The sequence below is a fragment of the Microvirga calopogonii genome (genome assembly GCF_003347665.1).
Classification (GTDB): Bacteria; Pseudomonadota; Alphaproteobacteria; order Rhizobiales; family Beijerinckiaceae; genus Microvirga; species Microvirga calopogonii.
Genome location: NZ_QDGA01000010.1, coordinates 1 through 20,015, shown reverse-complemented (window position 1 = coordinate 20,015; position 20,015 = coordinate 1). Strand labels below are relative to the sequence as shown.

General features: G+C 65.6%; 17 protein-coding genes. 3 read left to right on the top strand and 14 right to left on the bottom strand.

Annotated features, from left to right (window positions below):
- Positions 1-203 precede the first annotated feature (203 nt).
- The 3 genes from smc to DDF70_RS10885 all read right to left on the bottom strand — a co-directional run bounded on the left by smc (position 204) and on the right by DDF70_RS10885 (position 5,042).
- On the bottom strand, positions 204-3,662 hold the full coding sequence (smc, locus tag DDF70_RS10895) for a chromosome segregation protein SMC (protein WP_114944897.1): 3,459 nt from the start codon (positions 3,660-3,662) through the stop codon (positions 204-206).
- Positions 3,663-3,821: 159 nt separating this feature from the next.
- On the bottom strand, positions 3,822-4,460 hold the full coding sequence (locus DDF70_RS10890) for a DsbA family protein (RefSeq protein WP_114944896.1): 639 nt from the start codon (positions 4,458-4,460) through the stop codon (positions 3,822-3,824).
- Between the two features lie 72 nt (positions 4,461-4,532).
- Positions 4,533-5,042, bottom strand: coding sequence for a DUF721 domain-containing protein (locus tag DDF70_RS10885; protein WP_114944895.1), 510 nt, complete (start codon positions 5,040-5,042; stop codon positions 4,533-4,535).
- A 57-nt stretch (positions 5,043-5,099) separates the two neighbouring features.
- Here DDF70_RS10885 and mutY point away from each other — a divergent pair, with 57 nt between their 5' ends.
- Positions 5,100-6,203 carry an A/G-specific adenine glycosylase gene (gene mutY, locus DDF70_RS10880; protein ID WP_114944894.1) on the top strand — a complete coding sequence of 368 codons (1,104 nt, stop codon included), beginning with the start codon at positions 5,100-5,102 and terminating at the stop codon, positions 6,201-6,203.
- On the opposite strand, the gene DDF70_RS10875 is transcribed toward mutY, so the two are convergent.
- The 7 genes from DDF70_RS10875 to DDF70_RS10845 form a co-directional block, all read right to left on the bottom strand.
- On the bottom strand, positions 6,204-7,100 hold the full coding sequence (locus tag DDF70_RS10875) for a LysR family transcriptional regulator (protein WP_114944893.1): 897 nt from the start codon (positions 7,098-7,100) through the stop codon (positions 6,204-6,206). It lies immediately after the preceding gene.
- A gap of 317 nt (positions 7,101-7,417) precedes the next feature.
- Positions 7,418-9,226 carry an ABC transporter permease gene (locus tag DDF70_RS10870; RefSeq protein WP_114944892.1) on the bottom strand — a complete coding sequence of 603 codons (1,809 nt, stop codon included), beginning with the start codon at positions 9,224-9,226 and terminating at the stop codon, positions 7,418-7,420.
- Positions 9,223-10,197 carry an ABC transporter substrate-binding protein gene (locus DDF70_RS10865; RefSeq protein ID WP_170316058.1) on the bottom strand — a complete coding sequence of 325 codons (975 nt, stop codon included), beginning with the start codon at positions 10,195-10,197 and terminating at the stop codon, positions 9,223-9,225. Before DDF70_RS10865 ends, DDF70_RS10870 begins: the two co-directional genes overlap by 4 nt.
- Before the next feature lie 259 nt (positions 10,198-10,456).
- Complete coding sequence (locus DDF70_RS10860) at positions 10,457-11,653, bottom strand: site-specific DNA-methyltransferase (protein WP_114944890.1); 1,197 nt, start codon at positions 11,651-11,653, stop codon at positions 10,457-10,459.
- Between the two features lie 157 nt (positions 11,654-11,810).
- Positions 11,811-12,449 carry a ribonuclease HII gene (locus DDF70_RS10855; protein ID WP_245435446.1) on the bottom strand — a complete coding sequence of 213 codons (639 nt, stop codon included), beginning with the start codon at positions 12,447-12,449 and terminating at the stop codon, positions 11,811-11,813.
- Between the two features lie 11 nt (positions 12,450-12,460).
- Positions 12,461-12,868, bottom strand: coding sequence for a GFA family protein (locus tag DDF70_RS10850; RefSeq protein ID WP_114944888.1), 408 nt, complete (start codon positions 12,866-12,868; stop codon positions 12,461-12,463).
- A gap of 330 nt (positions 12,869-13,198) precedes the next feature.
- Positions 13,199-14,284, bottom strand: coding sequence for a PA0069 family radical SAM protein (locus DDF70_RS10845; RefSeq protein WP_245435451.1), 1,086 nt, complete (start codon positions 14,282-14,284; stop codon positions 13,199-13,201).
- A gap of 219 nt (positions 14,285-14,503) precedes the next feature.
- Between DDF70_RS10845 and DDF70_RS10840 the strand changes: the two genes are divergently transcribed.
- Complete coding sequence (locus DDF70_RS10840) at positions 14,504-14,995, top strand: hypothetical protein (protein WP_114944886.1); 492 nt, start codon at positions 14,504-14,506, stop codon at positions 14,993-14,995.
- Here the strand turns inward: DDF70_RS10840 and moaB are convergent, their stop codons facing one another.
- From moaB to DDF70_RS10820, 4 genes are all read right to left on the bottom strand, one after another.
- Positions 14,996-15,550 (bottom strand): molybdenum cofactor biosynthesis protein B, encoded by a 555-nt coding sequence (gene moaB, locus DDF70_RS10835; RefSeq protein WP_114944999.1) that lies wholly within the window; start codon positions 15,548-15,550, stop codon positions 14,996-14,998.
- A 123-nt stretch (positions 15,551-15,673) separates the two neighbouring features.
- On the bottom strand, positions 15,674-16,543 hold the full coding sequence (gene ypfJ, locus DDF70_RS10830; RefSeq protein ID WP_114944885.1) for a KPN_02809 family neutral zinc metallopeptidase: 870 nt from the start codon (positions 16,541-16,543) through the stop codon (positions 15,674-15,676).
- 88 nt (positions 16,544-16,631) lie between these two features.
- Positions 16,632-17,468, bottom strand: a complete 837-nt coding sequence (locus DDF70_RS10825; protein WP_114944884.1) for a uracil-DNA glycosylase — start codon at positions 17,466-17,468, stop codon at positions 16,632-16,634.
- Positions 17,469-17,536: 68 nt separating this feature from the next.
- The gene (locus tag DDF70_RS10820) at positions 17,537-18,103 is read right to left on the bottom strand and encodes a methylated-DNA--[protein]-cysteine S-methyltransferase (protein WP_114944883.1); all 567 of its coding nucleotides are present in this window, start codon (positions 18,101-18,103) and stop codon (positions 17,537-17,539) included.
- Positions 18,104-18,379: 276 nt separating this feature from the next.
- On the opposite strand from DDF70_RS10820, the gene DDF70_RS10815 reads away from it, so the two are divergent.
- Positions 18,380-20,015, top strand: a 1,636-nt coding sequence (locus DDF70_RS10815) for an electron transfer flavoprotein-ubiquinone oxidoreductase (RefSeq protein ID WP_162820339.1), incomplete at its 3' end; no start/stop codon positions are given.

Below are 20,015 nucleotides of genomic sequence, written 5' to 3'. Positions count from 1 at the left end.
CTGTCAAGAACCGTCTAAAAAGATCTAAGTGATTGATGTGGTTTATAAAACACCGTTTTTGGGTGGCCTGAGGCTGAAAGCGCACATGTTTTTGAGGCCGAAGCAAGGCGAGGCTGAAAGCCTTACGGCATCGGACTTAGAGCATCGTGCGGAAAACCCGGGCCACTTTTCGCTGGCGCGGCCCGCTGGGTCCGCACGATGCGCTAGGCTACCTCGAGAATGCGCTCGGCGCTCTGCAGATCGACGGAGACGAGCTGCGACACGCCGCGTTCCGCCATGGTGACGCCGAAGAGACGGTCCATCCGGGCCATGGTGATGGGGTTGTGGGTGATGACCACGAAGCGCGTCTCGGTCTGGCGGGCCATGTCCTCCAGAAGGGCGCAGTAGCGCTCCACGTTGGCGTCGTCGAGCGGTGCGTCCACCTCGTCGAGCACGCAGATCGGCGAGGGATTCGTGAGGAACACCGCGAAGATCAGCGCGGTGGCCGTCAGGGCCTGCTCGCCGCCTGAGAGCAGGGTCATGCTCTGCGGCTTCTTTCCGGGCGGGCGGGCGAGGATTTCGAGGCCCGCTTCCAGCGGGTCGTCCGAATCGACCAGGGTCAGTTCCGCCGTGCCGCCGCCGAACAGGGTGGTGAAGAGCCGCTTGAAGTGATCGTTCACCACGTCGAAGGCGGCCAGCAGGCGCTCCCGGCCCTCGCGGTTGAGGCTGCCGATGGCCTGGCGCAGGCGCTTGATGGCTTCGACGAGGTCGTCCCGCTCGCCGGCGATGCCGTTGTACTTGGTCTCGAGCTCGGTCAGCTCCTCGTCGGCGCGCAGGTTCACGGCGCCAAGGCGCTCCCGGTCGTTCTTGAGAGCGTGCAGCTTGGATTCGATCTCGCCATGGGAGGGCAGCTCGAAGCCTTCCTTCAGACCGGCAAGCTCGATGAGCCCGGCGGGCGTCGTCTCCAGGCTCTCCGCAATGTTGCGGGTGATCTCGGCCAAGCGGGCAATGGCCGCCTCGTGGCGGGCCTGCGAACCGGCGCGGGCTTCGCGGGCGGCTGAAAGAGCTTCCAGGGCCGCACGGGCGGCCCGGTCCGACTCGGCGAGGCTCGTTTCCGCATCGGCGAGGTGGTCGGCGGCTTCCTTGCGCTTCGCCTCCGCCTCCTCGACCTCGGCCATGAGGGCGCGGCGGCGCTGGAGGTAGGTATCGGGAGCCTCCAGCAGGCGCTGGTGCTCGTCCTGCGCGCGCTCCAGACGCTCGCCCAGATCCTCGAAGGCCTTGGACGCACGGGCGGCCCGCTCGGTCCAGAGCCGGATATCGGCGGCGATCGACTCCTGCCTGCGGCGGCGCAGCTCCCCCTCGTGCATGAGGGATTGAAGGGCGGCGCGCGCCTCGGAAGCCGCAGCCCGGCGCTCCGCCACCCGGGTACGCTCTTCGAGCAGGCGGCTCTCGAGATCGGGCGCGGGGGCGAGGTCCTGCAGGGCGCCCTCGGCATCCTGTACGCGCTCCAGCGCCTCCGCCTCGCTTTCCGACAGACGGGCGAGGCCCTCCTGCAGAGCCGAGCGGCGCTGGCCGAGTTCGGCCTCCTTGCGCTCGGCGGCCGTGAGCCGGGTTCGGGCTGCATCGAGCGCCTGGCGGGTCTGGCGTGCGGCCTCGATGGCCTGCATCTCGTGGGAGGCGGCCTTGCGCACGGCCTCGAGGGCCGCTTCCGCCTCATGGCGCAAATGCTCGGCCTGCTCACGGGCTGCCGCGGCCTCTCGTTCCAGGTCGCCGAGGCGATTCTTCTCTGCAAGGCGGCGGGCGGCCGGGGAGGGTGCTTCGGCCGCGGCCGTAAAGCCGTCCCAGCGCCAGAGATCGCCCTCCTGCGTGACGAGGCGCTGACCGGGCTTCAGAAGCCCGCGCAGGCGCAGGCCGTCGGCTTTGCTCACCACGCCGATCTGGCGGAGGCGACGCTGAAGCTGGGACGGTGCCTGAGCGAGATCCGCCAGGGATGTGGCGCCCTCCGGCAGAGCCGGATCGTCCGCGCCGGCATGCGTCTCGGCCCAATGGTGCGGCGCCGTCGGGTTGATCGAGGCTTCGAGATCGTCGCCGAGGGCTGCGCCGAGGGCCGTCTCGTAGCCTTTCTGAACCGTGATCTGGTCCACCGCCGGAGGCCAGAGATCGCTGGTCGCGGACGTGACGAGCTTGGCGAGCGTGCGCGCCTCGGTTTCCAGGCGCTGGGCCGTCCGTTCGGCCTCGTTGAGCGGGGGACGCAGGCGGTTTTCTGCCTCGCGGGCGGCCGACAGGGTTTCGCGCGCCTCGATCACTGCCTCTTCGGCGCCCTGCGCGGTCTCCTCGGCAATCGCCGCTTCCTCGCGCAGGTCGTCGAGGGAGGGACCATCCTCGGGAGAGCCGGCGAGCGCGGCGATCTCGCGTTCGAGCCGCTCCTTTTCGGAGCGGAAGCGGGAGGCGCGCTCCATTTCCTCGCGCACGGCGCGTTCCAGGGCGGCGCGGCGGGCATTGAGGTCGGACGTCTGCGCCTGGAGGGCGCTCAAGGAAGCTTCGGCTTCGGCCAGCTCGGCCTCGGCCGTCTGGAGGCGCTCCTCGGCCTCGGCACGGACATCGTCCGCCCCGTCGGTCGTGAGAGCGATCTCGGCAGCCTCGGACTGAAGCCGCTCGATGGTGGCCTCGGCATCCGTGCGCTGCGCCGCCTCGCGGGCGATGTCACGGTTGAGATCGCCGATATGGCGCTCGAGCTCGACCACGCGCTCCTTGGAGCGGCGCTCTTCCGATTCGAGTTCGTTGCGGGCATGGGTCAGGCGCTGCAGGGCGGCGGCGGCGGCGGCTTCGGCCTGCCGCAGGGCCGGAAGCCCATGGGCGGAGACCGCCTGGGCCGTGGCGGCCCGGGTCTGCTCCTCGGTGGCGTCGGCGACCGCCTTGAGGTCCTCGGCGACCTGACGTTCGGCGGTGGCGGCCTGCTCGCGGGCTTCGGCGAAGCTGATGGCGTACATCAGGGCTTCGAGGCGGCGGATCTCGGCCGAGAGGTTCTTGTAGCGGGAGGCCTGGCGGCCCTGGCGCTTCAGGCTCTCGATCTGGCTTTCCAGCTCGCGGATCACGTCCTCGACACGCACGAGGTTGTCCTCGGCGGCCTTGAGGCGCAGCTCCGCCTCGTGCCGGCGGGCATGGAGGCCGGCGATGCCGGCGGCGTCTTCCAGGATGCGGCGGCGGGCCTGGGGCTTGGCGGAGATGATCTCGCTGATCTGGCCCTGGCGGACGAGAGCGGGGGAGCGCGATCCGGTGGCGGCATCCGCGAACAGGATCTGCACGTCGCGGGCGCGGACTTCCTTGCCGTTGACCCGGTAGGTCGAACCTTCCTCGCGCTCGATCTTGCGCGAGATTTCCAGCAGATCCGTGTCGTTGAAGGCGGCCGGGGCCGTGCGCTCGCCGTTGTCGATGGTGAGCATCACCTCGGCCCAGTTGCGGGCCGGGCGGCCGCCGGAGCCGGAGAAGATGACGTCGTCCATCCCCGTGGCGCGCATGTTCTTATGGGAGTTCTCTCCCATGACCCAGCGCAGGGCCTCGACGAGGTTGGACTTGCCGCAGCCGTTCGGGCCGACGACGCCGGTCAGTCCCGGCTCGATCAGGAAGTCGGTCGGCTCGACGAAGGTCTTGAAGCCTGCAATGCGAAGGCGCGTCAGCTTCATGGACGCGCCTTCCCGTCCCGTCCGCTAGCGCATCGTGCGGAAAAGTGGATCCGGTTTTCCGCCTCGAACGATGCGCGCATCAAGGGAGAGGGCATCGGGTCGATCCCAAAAGCGGGCACCACTTTTGGGCCCGATGCCCGGAGGGCGGGGGAACGGAGTTTACTCTCCGAGCATCGGCTTGATGATCTTTTCAAGCTCATCGATCGACATGCTTCCAGGATGGCGCTGACCATTGATGAAGAAAGTGGGCGTGGAGTCCACACGGAACTGCTCCATAGCCCGGTTCTTCACCGCGTTGACTGCGTCATATAGTTTCTGGTCCTTGAGGCAAGCGTCAAATTTTTCCTGTGAAAAACCTGCCTGCTTGAGCATGGCCCGGAGAGCATCGAGGGGCTTGTCGACGAAAGCCCAGTTCTTCTGCTGGTCGAAGAGCAGGTCCGTGATGGGGTAGTACTTGTCGTTGCCGTCGCAGCGGGCGAGCATGAAACCGGCCGTGGCCAAGGGATCGAGCGGGAATTCGCGCAGGACGAAGCGGATCTTGCCGGTGTCGATGTAGCGCTTCTTCAGCTCGGGCCAGGTCGTGGCGTGGAAATGGGCGCAGTGCGAGCAGGTCATCGAGGCGTACTCGATGATCGTCACCTTGGCGTCGGCCGGGCCGAGAGCGATATCGCCCAGCGGCCCCGGGACCGCGAGGTCCTGGGCGGACACGTTCTGGGCGAGAGCCGGGAGGCTCGTGCCGAAATAGACGGTCGCGGCTGCGGTTCCGAGAAGCTGAAGCGTCTGACGCCGGGTGATCATCGTGGGGAAGCTCCTGAAGAGATTTCGTCCTGCGGTAGAATGACTTGGCCTTCGAGGCAAGCGCCCCCTATCTCACGCTTTCGTGCGTGAACCTGAACTGACGATGGCCTGGCCCAGCCGGTCGAGCGCCGCCTTCAAGGATTCCTCCTCGATCGGCCCGACGGCCCTGTCCACCTTTTCCCTCTCCGCAGGGGTGAGGGGCCGGGGGGCCGGGCGCTTCTTCTCAACCCGCCGCACCGGACCTTGTTTCAGCACCAGTTTCCCGATGCAGCGCCAGCCGTAATAGGTGTTCACCCGGTCGATGATTGTCGGCGCGAGGTGCTGGAGTTCGAGGGCGAAGGCGCTCTCGACCCGGATCACGAGGGTGGCCGGATCGGGCCGTGCCTCCGGATCGGCATGGGGAGCCTTCCGCTTCCACTCGATCTTGAGCGGCTGGGTGAACGCGGAGAGCCGCTCGCCGACGATGTCGGGCCAGGCCATGATGATGTCGGAGGTCGCAAAGCCTTGCGCCGCCAGGCTTGGAGACAGGCACACGTCGAGAAACTCGGCGAGGGGGCGGGCAAGAGGCCTCGGTCGTCTCATGTTGAATGTCCAAAAGCCGCGTTGGAATATTCCGTGTAGAACGGTATTCCGAATCCCATGTTAACGCCCGCCCCGAGCGCGACCAAGCCCGACCCGCAGGATCTCCTCGCCTGGTACGACCGTCACCGGCGGGACCTGCCGTGGCGCGCCAAGCCCGGCGTGACGGCGGATCCCTATCGCGTCTGGCTGTCCGAGATCATGCTGCAGCAGACCACGGTGGCGGCGGTCCGACCCTATTACCTGAATTTCCTCGAACGGTTCCCGACCGTCGAGGCCCTGGCCGAGGCACCCTCCGAGGCGGTGATGCAGGCTTGGGCGGGGCTCGGCTACTATTCCCGGGCCCGCAACCTCCATGCCTGCGCCAAGGCGGTTGTGGATAAGCATGTCGGGATCTTTCCAGGGACGGAAGCCGAACTTTTGAAGCTTCCCGGCATCGGCGCCTATACGGCGGCGGCGGTCGCTGCCATCGCCTTCAACGAGAAGGCGGCTGCTGTCGACGGCAACGTGGAGCGGGTCATGTCCCGCATCTTCATGGTCGAGGAGCCGCTGCCGAAAGCCAAGCCCCTGATTCGTGCGCTGACCGAGGCCCTGGTGCCCGAGGACAGGCCGGGCGATTTTGCTCAAGCCGTCATGGATCTCGGCGCCACCATCTGTACGCCCAAGAGGCCCGCCTGCGCGCTCTGCCCGTGGATGGTGCCCTGCAAGGCTCGCGCGGAGGGCCTGCAGGAGAGCTTCCCCAAGAAGCAGAAGAAGGAGAGCGGGCAAATGCGCAAAGGAGCCGCCTTCGTCGTCCTGCGCGCCGACGACACGGTGCTGCTCCGCACCCGCCCGCCGCAGGGGCTTCTCGGCGGCATGGCCGAGCCGCCGACGAGCGCCTGGGAGCCGGACTACGAGCCCTCCCGCGCCGTCCTCGACGCACCCATCGAGGCCCGCTGGCAGCGCCTGCCGGGCACCGTGAAGCACGTCTTCACCCATTTCCCGTTGGAACTCACGGTGCTGTTCGCGAAGGTCGCGAAGGGCACGCCGGCGCCCGAGGACATGCGCTGGACGCCGCGCCTGCAGCTGCACGAGGAAGCCTTGCCCGGCGCCATGAAGAAGGTGCTGGTGCATGCGCTGGGGGAGATTCCGGGCGGGAAAGCGAAGGCTTCCACGAAAGACTGATCATCCGCCCACCAGCGCCTTCTGATTTTTCTTGAACAGCGCAGCCAGCGCATTCGCCACCCGCGTCACGTTGGGACGGTTGCGGCTGCGCCGGTGCATGACGAGGAAGACGTCCTCGATCAGGTCACCCTCCGGTTTCGTGATCTGGATGAGGTCCGGATCCGAATCGCCGAGCCAACACGGGAGGAAGGCAGCGCCGAGGCCTGCTTTGGCCGCCTGATAGCGGATCGGCATGTCGCCGATGCGGGCCGCGATGGTGCGTCCTTGGGCGAACTCGGCCACGTAGGCAGCCTGACGGGACAGGGTCGGATCCTCCGGCGGCGCGATGACTGACATGGGATTGTCCGTGCGGGCATACATGGCGAAGGCGATCTGCCCGATTTTCCTCGCGACGAGATCGTCCGTGCCCTCCGGCAGGTTGCGCATCCGCAGGCCGATATCGGCCTCGCCGGAGGCGAGATCGAGCCTGCGGCGGGTGGGGATATAGGCGATTTCCACGGGCGCAGCGGCCTCATGAAGCTGTGCCGCGTAGAGGGACAGGAAGAGGGTTACCGAGGCGGTGGCCGTGATCCGCACCGGCGCATCGGGATCGGGCCGGTAGGCGGCAGCCGTCCGCGACACGACGGCGGCCGCGTCCCCCATGGGACCCGCCGCTTCGAGGATGGCTTGGCCTGCTTCCGTCAGTTCGAGATTGTTCGGCCCGCGCTGGAAGAGGGAAAGGCCCAGCGTCTCCTCCAGCACCTTGACGCGCCGCGCGATGGTCGGCTGGCTCTGGCCGAGCGCCTTCGCGGCACCGTTCATCGATCCATGAGCCACCACGGCCAGGAAGATCCGCAGGTCGTCCCAGGACGGTTCGGTGAAGGCGATGCGGAAGGGATCGAGAGACGAAGGAGCCATGACAGGATGCTAAAGCGTTGAACCGGGTTCGGCATAGGGGGATGTTCCGGCTTGGGGACAAGCCACACCATTGCGCAGGGATCGTTCCCCCACAGCCCGCCAGGAGCGTGGGAGACCCGTTCAGTTTTGATCGGGGGCAGTGCAGTTCGATGCCTCTCTCACGTCATCACCTCCCCGGACTTGATCCGGGGATCCGTGCCGGTGATCTCGATGGATTGAGGCGCTGCGCTTCACAGAAACGAGATGGCCGGCACAAGGCCGGCCATGACGTGGAGGAGGCTATTTCTGGTGAGCCACATCCGGGTGAAGTGGAACACTCAACTCATCGCCGGCTTGGGTTCGAGCCGGCTGATCGCGGCGGAGCGAGCCGGCGCATGAAGGGCCTGCCTCTGCCCGTGCACATCGCCTTCGACCTCGCATTGCCAGGGCAGGGCGCCCTCGGGGAGATACTTGCCCATCGCATCGAGGGCGAGCATGGCGACGGTCACCACGGCGACGATGACGATGGCGATGGCCGAGGCTTGGCTCGCGAGGCCGGCCTCTTCGAGATTGTAGAGCACGACCCCGATGGTCTCCGTGCCGGCTGACCAGAGCAGGGCCGAGACGGTGAGTTCGCTGAAGGCGAGCAGGAACGCCATCAATCCGCCAGCGACGGCGGCAGGCAGCAGGGAGGGAAGAACGATGCCGAAGAGACGTTGCGCAAGGCGAGCGCCGTCGATGGCTGCTGCTTCCTCCTGCGCGACGTCGATCTGCGCCATTCCCGCGAGCACCGGCTTCAACGCAACAGAGAGAAAGCGCGCGAGATAGGCGAAGACGATGATCCACGGTGTCGCGTAAAGCGAAACCTGTACGAACGGCAACGGCTTCAGGAAGAGCAGAATGCACGCGATGGCGAGCACGATGCCGGGCAGAACGTAGGAGATTTCAAGCAGAGAAACCGCAAGGATTCTCCATCGCCCCATCAGGCGGATCAGGCCATAGGCGACAGGCACGACGACGAACGACAGGAGCAGCGCCGCGCCGCCTGCAAAAAGCAGCGAGTTTCTGAAGGCGCGGATCGTAACGTCCTGGCGCGTCAGCACCTCGGTGAAATTGTCGAAAGTGATCGTCGCGAGTGAAAGCGGCATGCCGTAAGACGGAACGAGAGCCGATGCCATGAGCGACAGGATCGGAAGGACGAGAGTCGCGGCCAGGATAGCACCGACGAAGATCTCGGCCGCGATGCGCGCACGGCCGAGAGACCAGAACGGCTTCAGGGGCGTCTCGTCGTCCAGATGCACGGCGTCCTTGCGCGTGAGAAACTGGCTTGCCGCAACGCAGACGATCGCGATGGCCGCGACGAGAAGTCCGAGGGCCGACACGTCGCCGATCATGCCAGTGCCGAAACTCGACAGGCGTCGATAGATGAGAACCGGAAGCGTCAGGTAGTTCACAGGCGCGCCGAGGAGCGCCGGAATGCCGAAATTGCCGATTCCGGCCACGAAGGCGAGCAGGGCCGCGCCGACAAGATGCGGGCGCAGCAACGGCATCACGTGGTCGGCCAGGATTCCCGCGGGCCGTGCACCATCGATGCGGGCTGCTTCGACGACGGCAAGCGGAATGCGCTTCAGGCCCGCACTCATCACCACATAGACGAGCGGGGCATGATGCAGGCCGAGCACCAGAATGATCCCGCCGCGCCCGAGCATCGGATTGGCGCTGCCCGCTTCGGGGGCGAGGCCCAGCGTGTTTAGGATCGGAGAGGCAGGGCCAGCCAGGTGCAGAAAGGCGAGCGCGATCACCTGGGGCGAGATCATCACCGACAGGACGAAAAGGAACGACGCGATGCGACGCTTGCGGATATGGGTGACGCCGAGGATCAGCGCCATGGCGGTGCCGATGGGCAACGCAAGGAGCGTCGACAACAGCGCGGTTTCCAGCGTCGCGCGGGACGCGTTCATGGCGGCGCGGCTGGACAGCGCCGCGAGCATGGCATCGGGATTGAGGACGCCGCCGGGAAAAAGCGCTGCGATCAGCAATCGCAGGCCAGGCAGAACCTCGAAGGCGAAGACGACCGAAGCGACAAGAGCGAGAAGGCCGAAACCTCCCCGCTCCAGGAATGACTTGGTCTGAATGCGATCTCTCACTGCCCGAAGATGTCGGCGAAGGCCGCCTTGTTCTTGGTTTCATCGGCAAGCGCCTTGGCCGCGTCGAAGCTCATGACCTTGATCTGCTCACGCGCCGGGTAGCCTGCGGGCAGGGCGACGGCAGGATGGGCCGCGATATAGCCCTGCTTCAGCGCCAGTTCCTGTCCTTCCTTCGAGAGCAGGAAATCGACGAAAGCGCGGGCGGCGTCCGGGTTCTTCGTGCTCTTGAGAATGGCGACGGGCTCCGAGACCGCCGAGACGCCTTCCTTCGGGAACACGAACTCGATCGGGGCACCCTTGGCCTTTTCGCGGATCGGCATGTAGTCGACGATGACGCCGTAAAGCTTCTGGCCGCCGGCCACCTGCTTGAGCACGTCGCCGTTGCCGCCGCCGGCGACGGCATCGTTGTCCTTGAGTGCCTCGTAGTATTTCCAGCCGCCTTCCATGGTGCCGGTGAGAGTCGCCGCGTGGATGAGCGCCGCCCCGGAGGTGAGCGGGCTCGGCATCACGAGCTGGCCCTTGACCTCGGGCCGCGTGAGATCCTGCCAGGAAGTCGGCTTGAAACCCGCCTTCGTGTTGTAGGCGATGCCCGTGGTGATCAGCTTGGTGGCGAACCAGAATTTCTGAGGATCGTGCGTGCCGGCGGGATAGGCCGAGACATCGGCCTTCTCGTGCGCGAGCAGACGGCCTTCCTTCTTCAGGCCCTCCATGGTGACGCTGTCGGCGATCAGCAGCACGTCGGCCTGGGGCTGCCCGGCCTCGAACTCCGCGCTCAGCTTGGCGAGGATCTTCGGCGTGCCGTCGCGCACGAAGGTGACATTGACGCCAGGATGCTGCGCCTTGAAGGCGTCGATGGTCTGCTGGGCATCGGTGTTGGGCTGGCTCGTGTAAAGAACGAGATTACCCGAGAGTCCTTGCGCCTGCACGACGGCGGGCATGAGGGCAACGAGCATGGGCAGGAGGCGCTTCATGAACACGGGGCAGTCCCTCTCTTTCGGTAAGGCTTTCCCCGCCTGAGCATCGGACCCAGAAGTGGAAGGCACTTCTGGGAGCGATCCGATACTCCCTTCCTTTAAAGAGCGCATCGTTCGACGCGGAAAACCGGGTCCACTTTTCCGCACGATGCGCTAACGGTGTTGGATGACGCCTCTGTGACGATAGCTTAGTGCGCTAAAGGAAAAGGGCCAGCTTTCGGCTGGCCCTTTCGGAAAATCCAATTCGCCGCAAAGGTCAAGCGGCCATTTCGGCGCGCACCTTCGCCCGGAACTCGTCGATGGACACAAGCTTGCCCTGCCGCTCCACGTTCCAGAAGGTCCAGCCGTTGCAGGAGGGGAAACCCTGGGTCAGGGCACCGATCTTGTGGATCGAGCCTACGATGGGGCCGAGAGCAAGCGTGCCGTCGGCACGCACCACCGCCTTGTGGCGGCGGCGTTCGTCCACCAGAGTCTCGCCCGCCTTCACGAGGCCCGCCTCGATGAGCGACAGGAACGGCACCCGCACCTCCGCGCGCTTCTCGGGCGCTGCCGCGACGGACACGTCGGAGAGCGGCTCGACCGCGTCGATTCGCGCCCGCGCCGCCTTGGCGTAGGTGGAATCCCGCTCCAGGCCGATGAAGTTGCGGCCCAGCATCTTGGCGACGGCGCCCGTCGTGCCGGAGCCGAAGAAGGGATCGAGCACCACGTCGCCCGGATTGGACGAGGAGAGCAGGATGCGCGCGAGCAGGGCCTCGGGCTTCTGCGTCGGGTGCACCTTGCGCCCCTGAGCATCCTTCAGACGCTCGTCGCCGGTGCAGATCGGGAGGAACCAGTCCGAGCGCATCTGCACGTCTTCATTGCCGGCCTTGAGCGCATCGTAATGGAAGGTGTAGCCCTTCGAATCCGCGCTCTTCGAGGCCCAGATCATGGTCTCGTGCGCATTCGTGAAGCGGCGGCCCTTGAAGTTCGGCATCGGATTGGCCTTGCGCCACACGATGTCGTTCAGGATCCAGAAGTTGAGATCCTGCAGGGCTGAGCCCACCCGGAAAATATTATGATAGGAGCCGATGACCCAGAGCGTCGCGTTCTTCTTCATCACGCGGCGCACGGCGAGAAGCCACGCGCGGGTGAACGCGTCGTAATCGGCAAAGCTGGCGAACTTGTCCCAGTCGTCGTCGACCGCGTCGACGAGGCTCTGGTCCGGGCGCGTCAGCGCCTGTTCGAGCTGGAGGTTGTAAGGCGGATCCGCGAAGACCACGTCCACGCTCTCAGGGGGAAGCTTCTCGAGATTGGCGATGCAATCGCCGAGAAGAATCTCATTGAGAGGAAGAGACGGCGGCAGAACGGAGAGGGGCGGTTTACGCCCCGTCCGAGGAGCCGGCGCAGACCGCCCGGTACGCGAGACATGGATCCGGGAGGCGGCGCCGGCAGCCCCGGTACGCGAGGTACCCATGGGTGATCACCGGTTACGCAACTGACACTCAGGATCATGATCGGATAGGGTAAAGAGGAGGTTTCCAAATGCGAGAAAGTCCAAATATTTTGGATCGGCAAAACTTGCCTACGCATTGAAAATATTGGGTTTTTTCGTTAATCAGCGTTAAGGGAGGTTACAGGTCCAGTAACCCTTGGCGCAGGGGCGAGAAACTCAAGCGATGGAACGGGCAGGGGCCCTCGCTCGCGATCACGTTAAGATGCGCCTTGGTGCTGTAGCCCGCGTTGCTGGCAAAACCATAGGCGGGATAAGCGTTCCCAAGCCGCGCCATCATGCGGTCGCGGACCACTTTCGCGATGATGGATGCGGCAGCGATCGACGCGATGGACGAATCACCCTTGATGACCGCCTCCGTCGCGCAGGGGAGATTCGGCGGATCGTTGCCGTCGACGAAGGCCATGTCCGGCTTGCAGGGAAGGGCAGCGAGCGCCCGGCACATGGCAAGCAGGGAGGCCTGCCGGATGTTGATGGTGTCGATCTCCTGATGCGACACCGAGGCGATGCCGACATGGGACGTCGCGAGGATTTCCGTAAACAGCGCCTCGCGCTTCGCCGCCGTCAGCGCCTTCGAATCGGCCAGGCCCTGCGGCACGTTGTCGAGATCGAGCACGACCGCGGCCGACACGACCGGTCCCGCCAGCGGCCCACGCCCGACCTCGTCGAGGCCTGCGATGCAGGTGAAGCCCTGCGCGTGGGCGGACAACTCGCGGTCGAGGCCGAGGCCGGATTTGGAGGGACGAATCAGGGCGGTCATGGTGGGCAGGCTTATAGGCGATCTGCGTCTTCCCGTGGACCGGGCCATTCCGCGCGGGCCATCCGGTCGACGACCGACATGCCGATGCCTTCCGTGGCCCGCATCGGGATCGTCGAAGGATCGAAACCGTCGAGGCAGAAGATGTTCACGCCGTAATGGTCGGGTGCCGCCCGCTTGCGGTGGAACGTGTAGATGCCGCAGCGCGAGCAGAAGTAATGCTTCGCTCGCTTGGTGTTCCACTGATAGAGAGACAGGACCTCCGCGCCTGCCAGGATCGTCAGGGCGCTCTCGTGAACCTTCGTCATCAGAGCGTTCTTCTTCACGCAGAGCGAGCAGTCACAGGTCGTCAGCTCGACGATCTCCGCGTCGATGCGGAAACGGACGCTGCCGCAATGGCATGATCCTGTGTGGCGACCCACGGTAAACTCCGGCGTTCAGGCAGATAAGGACGGGGTACTATACCGATTGGCTGCGGCGCGACCAGAGTGGCGCGGAGGAAGGGCCATGCTTTGTCATCCCGGACGCCTGAGGCGATCCGGGATCGCGGGACGAGGGTGGCGTTCATTACCTCTCCCTAAGGGAGAGGTCGGACCGGAGGTCCGGGTGAGGGGTTGGAGTCCTTTACGGATAGACCTGTAACCCCTCACCCCAACCCTCTCCCTATGGGAGAGGGAGTCTGGCACCACATTCTGCACCCGAACCCGGATCTGCGCTGACGCTTCGTGCGGAATGGCATTCGAGATAAAGCCTCAAAACAGACTCAACTGCCCCGTCTCTTTCGGCGGAACCTTGAACAGGTCCTTCCTGAGTCTCAGGTTCCGCTTGTTCAGCCCAAGCCGCTCGGCGGTGGTCTCGAAGCGGCGGCCGAGCATCCAGGCATAGGGGCCGATGCCGGATTGGCGGGTGCTCCATTCGGCATCGTAATCCTTGCCGCCGCGCGCCTCCTGCAGGAGCGTGAAGACGTGCTTGAGCTTGTCCGGGTAATGCTCGGCGAGCCAGTCGCGCATCAGATCCTTGAGGTCGTGCGGCAGGCGCAGGAGCACGTAGCCGGCTTCCTCGGCGCCGGCTTCGGCGCAGGCCTTCAGAATCGCCTCGATCTCGTGATCGTTGATCGCCGGGATGATGGGGGCGACCAGGACCGATACCGGGATGCCGGCCTCGGACAGCTTCCTGATGGTCTCCAGGCGCTTCGCCGGAGCGGCGGCGCGGGGCTCCATTCGCCGGGCGAGCTTCGGGTCGAGCGTCGTGACCGAGATCGCCACCTTGGCGAGCTGCTTCTCGGCCATCTGGCTCAGGATGTCGATGTCGCGGGTCACGAGGGCCGATTTCGTCACGATGCCGACGGGATGGCTCATCCGGTTCAGCACCTCCAGGATCGAGCGCGTGATGCGGAAGCGCCGCTCCACCGGCTGATAAGGGTCGGTGTTGGAGCCGAGCGCGATCGTCGTCGGCTGGTAGCTCGAGGACCGCAACTCCTTTTCCAGCAGTTCCGCCGCGTTCGGCTTGGCGAAGATCTTGGTCTCGAAATCGAGCCCCGACGACAGGCCCTGGAAGGCGTGAGTGGGTCTCGCGAAGCAATAGGAGCAGCCGTGCTCGCAGCCGCGATAGGGGTTGATCGACTTTTCGAACAGGATGTCGGGCGAGTCGTTCCTTGTGATGATCGTGCGCGGCTTCTCGACGATGATCTCGGTCGGCAGGGACGGAAGCTCCTCCTCGAGATCCCAGCCGTCGTCGAAGCTTTCGCGCTGCGCCGGCTCGTAGCGTCCCGACGGGTTCGCGGAGGCGCCCCGGCCCCGGCGGCGCTCCACCTCGACGCGATAGGCCGGATCGTCCATGCGCCGCCGCGCAGCCTCGGCGGCTTCCAGAGGGGTGCGCTTCACGGGCCGGGTGCGGAAAGGATCGCGGGCGGGATCTTTGGCGCGAACGCTCATGGCGGCCTCGAACGAATCTGTGTTGAAGGCTCCAAGCTTAAGAACAAATCAGGAACAAAATCAAGGGCACATCGGCAAGAATGTCCTAGCGACGGCATGGCAGGGTGCGGCTATACTGTTCGGATGATTACCGTTCTCGTCCGCGTCTCCCATGGGCCCGAGGCTCTTGCCGCCACCCTGAGCGCTCTCGTCCCGGCCGTCGCCGCCGGGCTGATCGGCGATGCCGTCATCCTGGCCGAGAGGCAGGACGAAACCCTGGCCGAGGTGGCCGATGCTGCCGGGGCGAGCCTGGTGATTGCGCAGCGCAGTTCCTGGATCGAAGGGGCGAAGGTTGCGCGGCGCGACTGGCTCTTGTGCCTCGACGACGGCGACATTCCACAGGAGGGCTGGATCCGGGTGCTCGACCGGTTCGTGGCGCTCTCCAAGCCTGAGCATGGATTGGCGCGGATGCGGCGTCGGCGCGGCGGCGTCGCGAGTGCGCTCACCAATCTGTTCGCCGATGCGAGGGTGCGCGCTGGCGATCTGGTCCATCGCCGCGTGCTAATGAACGAGGTCCGGGCTCGAATGCCGGTGCGGCTCTCGGCCACCATCGAGCGCGACCCGGTTTTCGGGTGATCAGCCTCTCAGCTTTCCCCGTTTCAGGTGCTCGTCGAGGCGCGGCATGATCTCGACGAAATTGCACGGCCGGTACCGGTAGTCGAGCTGGTTCGCCAGAATGCCGTCCCAGGCATCCTTGCAGGCGCCGGGAGAGCCCGGCAGCACGAAGACGAAGGTCGTGCCGGCCACGCCCGCGGTTGCCCGCGACTGGATCGTCGAGGTGCCGATCTTGTCGTAGGAGATGCGGTGGAACACGGCGGAGAAGCCCTCCATCCGCTTGTCGAACAGGGGCTCGATGGCCTCCGGTGTGACGTCGCGGCCGGTGAAACCCGTGCCGCCGGTCGTGATGACTACGTCGATAGTGGGATCGGCGATCCAGCCCTGCACCTTGCCCCGGATCGCCTCCACGTCGTCGGTTACGATGGCCCTGTCGGCGAGCCGATGACCGGCTTTCGTAAGACGCTCGGCCAGCGTCGTGCCCGACCTGTCCTCATCGAGCGAGCGCGTGTCGGAGATGGTCAGCACCGCGATGCTTAAGGGGATGAAGGGGAGCGTGTCGTCGATGCCGGGCATGATCGCATCTTTTTCGGATAGAGTGACCTCTCCCGTCATAACCGGCCTTGTGCCGGGTATCCACGTCTTAAGCCGCTCTAAAACGTGGATGGCCGGGTCTAGCCCGGCCATGACGATGACGGACTAAAGCTTCGCCGCCCGGAACGTATCGCACGCCTGGATCGAGCCGCTTTTCAATCCCGTCGTGAGCCAGCGCATGCGCTGCTCGGAGGAGCCGTGGGTGAAGCTGTCGGGGACGACGCGGCCTTGGCTCTGCTTCTGCAGCCGGTCGTCGCCGATGGCCTCGGCCGCGCGGATCGCCTGTTCGATGTCACCCTGTTCGAGAGATTGCCAGCGCTGGTTCGAATGGTTCGCCCAGACGCCGGCGAGGCAATCCGCCATCAGCTCGACGCGCACGGAGAGCTGGTTGGCTTCCGCGCGTCCGACCTGCTGCTGGCGCTCCTGGACGCGGGGCAGGATGCCGAGCTGGTTTTCCACGTGATGGCCGACCTCGTGGGCCAGCACATAGGCATAGGCGAAATCGCCGCCTGCGCGGAAGCGCTGCTGCATTTCCTGGAAAAAGGAGAGGTCGATGTAAACGGTCTGGTCGAGCGGGCAGTAGAACGGGCCCATGGCCGATTGCGCGCCGCCGCAGCCGGAACGGGTGGCATCCGAGAAGAGCACGAGCTTCGGTGGCTGGTATTGCCGGTTGGCCTGCTGGGGCAGAACCTCCTTCCACACGTCTTCCGTGTTGCCGAGGATGGCGGCGGCGAAGCGGCCGGCCTCGTCCTGCGGCGCGCCCTGGCGTCCCTGCTGTTGCTGCTGGTAGCCGGAGCCGCCGCCCGTCATCATCTCGGCGCCGCCGATGAGGATGCGCGGGTCGATGCCGAGCGCCCAGCCGACAAGGCCGAGGATCACGATGGTTCCGATGCCGAGCCCGCCCGCGCCTCCGGGCATGCCCATGCCGCGACGGTCTTCCACGTTCGACGAGGTTCGAAAATCTTCCCAGCGCATGATCCACCTTCCGGCAGCGGCATTCCTTGCCGCAGATGCTTAAGGCTTAAGCATATAGACCGGTTCCGAACCAGGCGGCGAGAGCCTCTCAATCCCGGCCGTCGAGAGCCCGGCGCAGAGCCTGGAAATCCCGCCAGCCGAGCCGCTTCTGCAGGGGCTGGCGCAGCAGATAGGCCGGGTGCAGGGTCGGCAAGGCCCTGATCTCCCGCCCATCCTCGGTCTTGTAAGTATACCAGCGGCCGCGGGTGCGCAGAATACCATCCTTGAGGCCGAGCAGGTTCTGGGCGGCGGGCCCGCCGAGGCAGAGCAGGATCTCGGGGGATGCCAATTCGATCTGCCGCGCGATGAACGGCTTGCAGATGGCGATTTCCTGCGGGGTCGGCGTGCGGTTGCCCGGCGGGCGCCAGGGTACGATGTTGGCGACGTAGACCTGGGTGCGGTCGAGCCCGATGGTCGCGAGCATGCGGTCGAGAAGCTGGCCGGACCGGCCCATGAAGGGCTTGCCGATTCGATCCTCATCCGCGCCGGGCGCTTCGCCCACCAGCATGACGCGGCCTTCCGGATTGCCGTCCGCGAATGCGAGGTTCTTGGCCGAGAACTTGAGGGCGCAGCCGTCGAAGCCTGCGAGAATCGCCTCGAGCTCCTCCAGGGATTGCGCATGGCGCGCCTGCTCCCGGGCCATGCCGGCCACCTCTTCCGGAGCGCTCGCCGCCGCCTTCGGCAACGCGCGCGGGGAGGGGGCGGATGAGGCGGGAGACGCTTTGGATGGGGCAGGCTGAGCCGTTGCCTTGGCCTGAGTGCGCTCGGGCTTGGGCTCGGCAAAACGGTTGTGCGGGGTCTCGTCGAGCGCAAGATCCACCCCCGCCTCGACGTGGAAGTCGAGGAGCGCCTGTAGAGCGTCACGGTCGGAAGGGAGATCCTGCATGGATCGTATGTAAGCATTCCGAGGACTGTGGACAACTCGGACCTGCGTGGGACCCGACGTTCTTTCCGTCACGGGATCAAATCGAACAGCGTCGGGCTCTCGTCGCGTCTGGCGCCTTCGATGGCAAGGAGGCGGCGCTTGGTCGTGGCGCCGCCATTGGCCGAGAAGCCCCCGAGCTTGCCGCCCGCTGCGACGACCCGGTGACAGGGGACGATGATGGCGAACGGATTGCGCCCGAGCGCCTGACCGATGGCCCGGGCGTTGTCGATGCCGAGCCGGGCCGCGACCTCGCCATAGGTCAGAACGCGGCCCGGTGGGATGCCTCGGGCGATCTCGTAGACGCGGCGGTCGAAGTCCGTCAGGCCGTCCATGTTCAGAGGAACAGACGAGAGATCACGTGCTTCACCCTGCAGCAGGGCGGTGACATCGGCGATGACGTCCTGGATGTCCAAGGGTGGCGCGGTTTCGACGATTGCGGGAAAGCGCTTGGCGAGGCGGCCACGCGTCAGGGTCTCATCGTCTTCGGGAAGCTGAAAGCCGATGACGCCGCGCCCATTCCAAGCCAGGCCGCAGAGCCCGATGGAAGTCTCGAAAAGTGTGTAGAACGCCGCATTGTCGGACGGATGATCCTGCATGCTCTTTTGTAAACCTCCCGAGTTCGCCGAACAACCTGCCGCAGTTTTCTCGTCTCCCCATTCCAGTCCTGTTGGCGTGAGCCGAGCCGCTCCCCTCAGAGCGGACGGTATTCATTGGGTTTTGGCATAACCTTATGCGGAAAGAGAACTTTCGGCTTCACCGCAATGAAGCTAGGAGAGGGATCTGACGAGAAAGACTTGAGAAATCGCGTAGATGGTTCATATGTGAACTGTCTGCTGTCGTCGAACGTTGCCGCTGCGTATCAGGAGGAAGCCATGTCCGATCTGCCTGCCCGTGAATCGATGGAGTTCGACGTCGTCGTCGTGGGGGCAGGGCCTGCCGGCCTGGCGACGGCGATCCGGCTCAAGCAGCAGGCGCTGGAGCAGGGCGCGGACATCTCGGTCGTGGTGGTGGAAAAAGGCTCCGAGGTCGGCGCCCATATCCTCTCCGGCGCGGTGATCGACCCTATCGGCCTCGACGCGCTCCTGCCGGACTGGCGCAATGATCCCGACCGGCCGCTCAAGACGCAAGTCACCGCCGACGAGTTCATGTATCTCGGCCACGCCGGCGGGGTGACGCTGCCCAACGTGTTCATGCCCAAGCTCATGAACAACCATGGCAACTTCGTCGGCTCGCTCGGCAACGTCGCCCGCTATCTCGGCCGCAAGGCCGAGGAGCTGGGGGTGGAGATCTATCCCGGCTTCCCGGCCGCCGAGGTGCTGGTCGAGGACGGCAAGGTGGTGGGCGTCGCCACCGGCGACTTAGGTATAGGCCGTGACGGCGAGCCCAATGCCAACTTCACCCGCGGCATGGAGCTGCGCGCCAAGTACACGATCTTCGGCGAAGGCGCGCGGGGCTCGCTGACCAAGCAGATGATCGAGCGCTTCGGCCTGAACCAGGGCCGGGATCACCAGAAATACGGCATCGGCATCAAGGAGCTGTGGCAGGTCAAGCCCGAGCACTTCCGGTCCGGCCTCGTGCGCCATTCCATGGGCTGGCCGCTGCCGAACAACGCGGGCGGCGGCTCCTGGCTGTACCATTTCGACGACAACCTGGTGTCCGTCGGCTTCGTGGTGCACCTGAACTACAAGAACCCGACCCTGTCGCCGTTCGACGAGTTCCAGCGCTTCAAGACGCACCCGATGGTGCGTGACGTGTTCGAGGGCGGAAAGCGCATCGGCTACGGGGCGCGGGCCATCATGGAGGGCGGCTGGCAGTCGGTGCCGCGCCTGTCCTTCCCGGGCGGCTGCCTGGTCGGCGACTCGGCAGGTTTCGTGAACGTGCCGCGCATCAAGGGCAGCCACAACGCGATCCTGTCGGGCATGCTCTGCGCCGACCACGTCTTTGCCGCCCTGCAGGCCGGGCGCGCCCGTGACGAGGTGGCGGCTTACGAGGAATCCTGGCGCGCCTCGCCCATCGGCTACGACCTCAAGCGGGTGCGCAACGTGAAGCCGCTCTGGTCGCGCTACGGCACGGCGGCCGGCGTGGCGCTCGGCGGGCTCGACATGTGGCTGACCGAGATCTTCGGCTGGTCGCCGTTCGGCACGATGAAGCACGGCAAGCCCGACTACGAGACCTTGCTGCCCCTCGATCAGGTCAAGCCGATCAAGTACGACCGGCCGGACGGGGTGCTGACCTTTGACAAGCTGTCCTCGGTGTTCCTGTCGAACACCAACCACGAGGAGGACCAGCCGGCCCACCTCAAGGTGAAGGACATGGGGCTGCAGAAGGCATCGGAGCTTGGGGTCTATGGCGGCCCCTCGCAGCGCTACTGCCCGGCGGGCGTGTACGAGTGGGTCGAGGGCGAGGGCGGACCGCGCTACCAGATCAACGCGCAGAACTGCGTCCACTGCAAGACCTGCGACATCAAGGATCCGAACCAGAACATCACCTGGGTCACCCCCGAAGGCG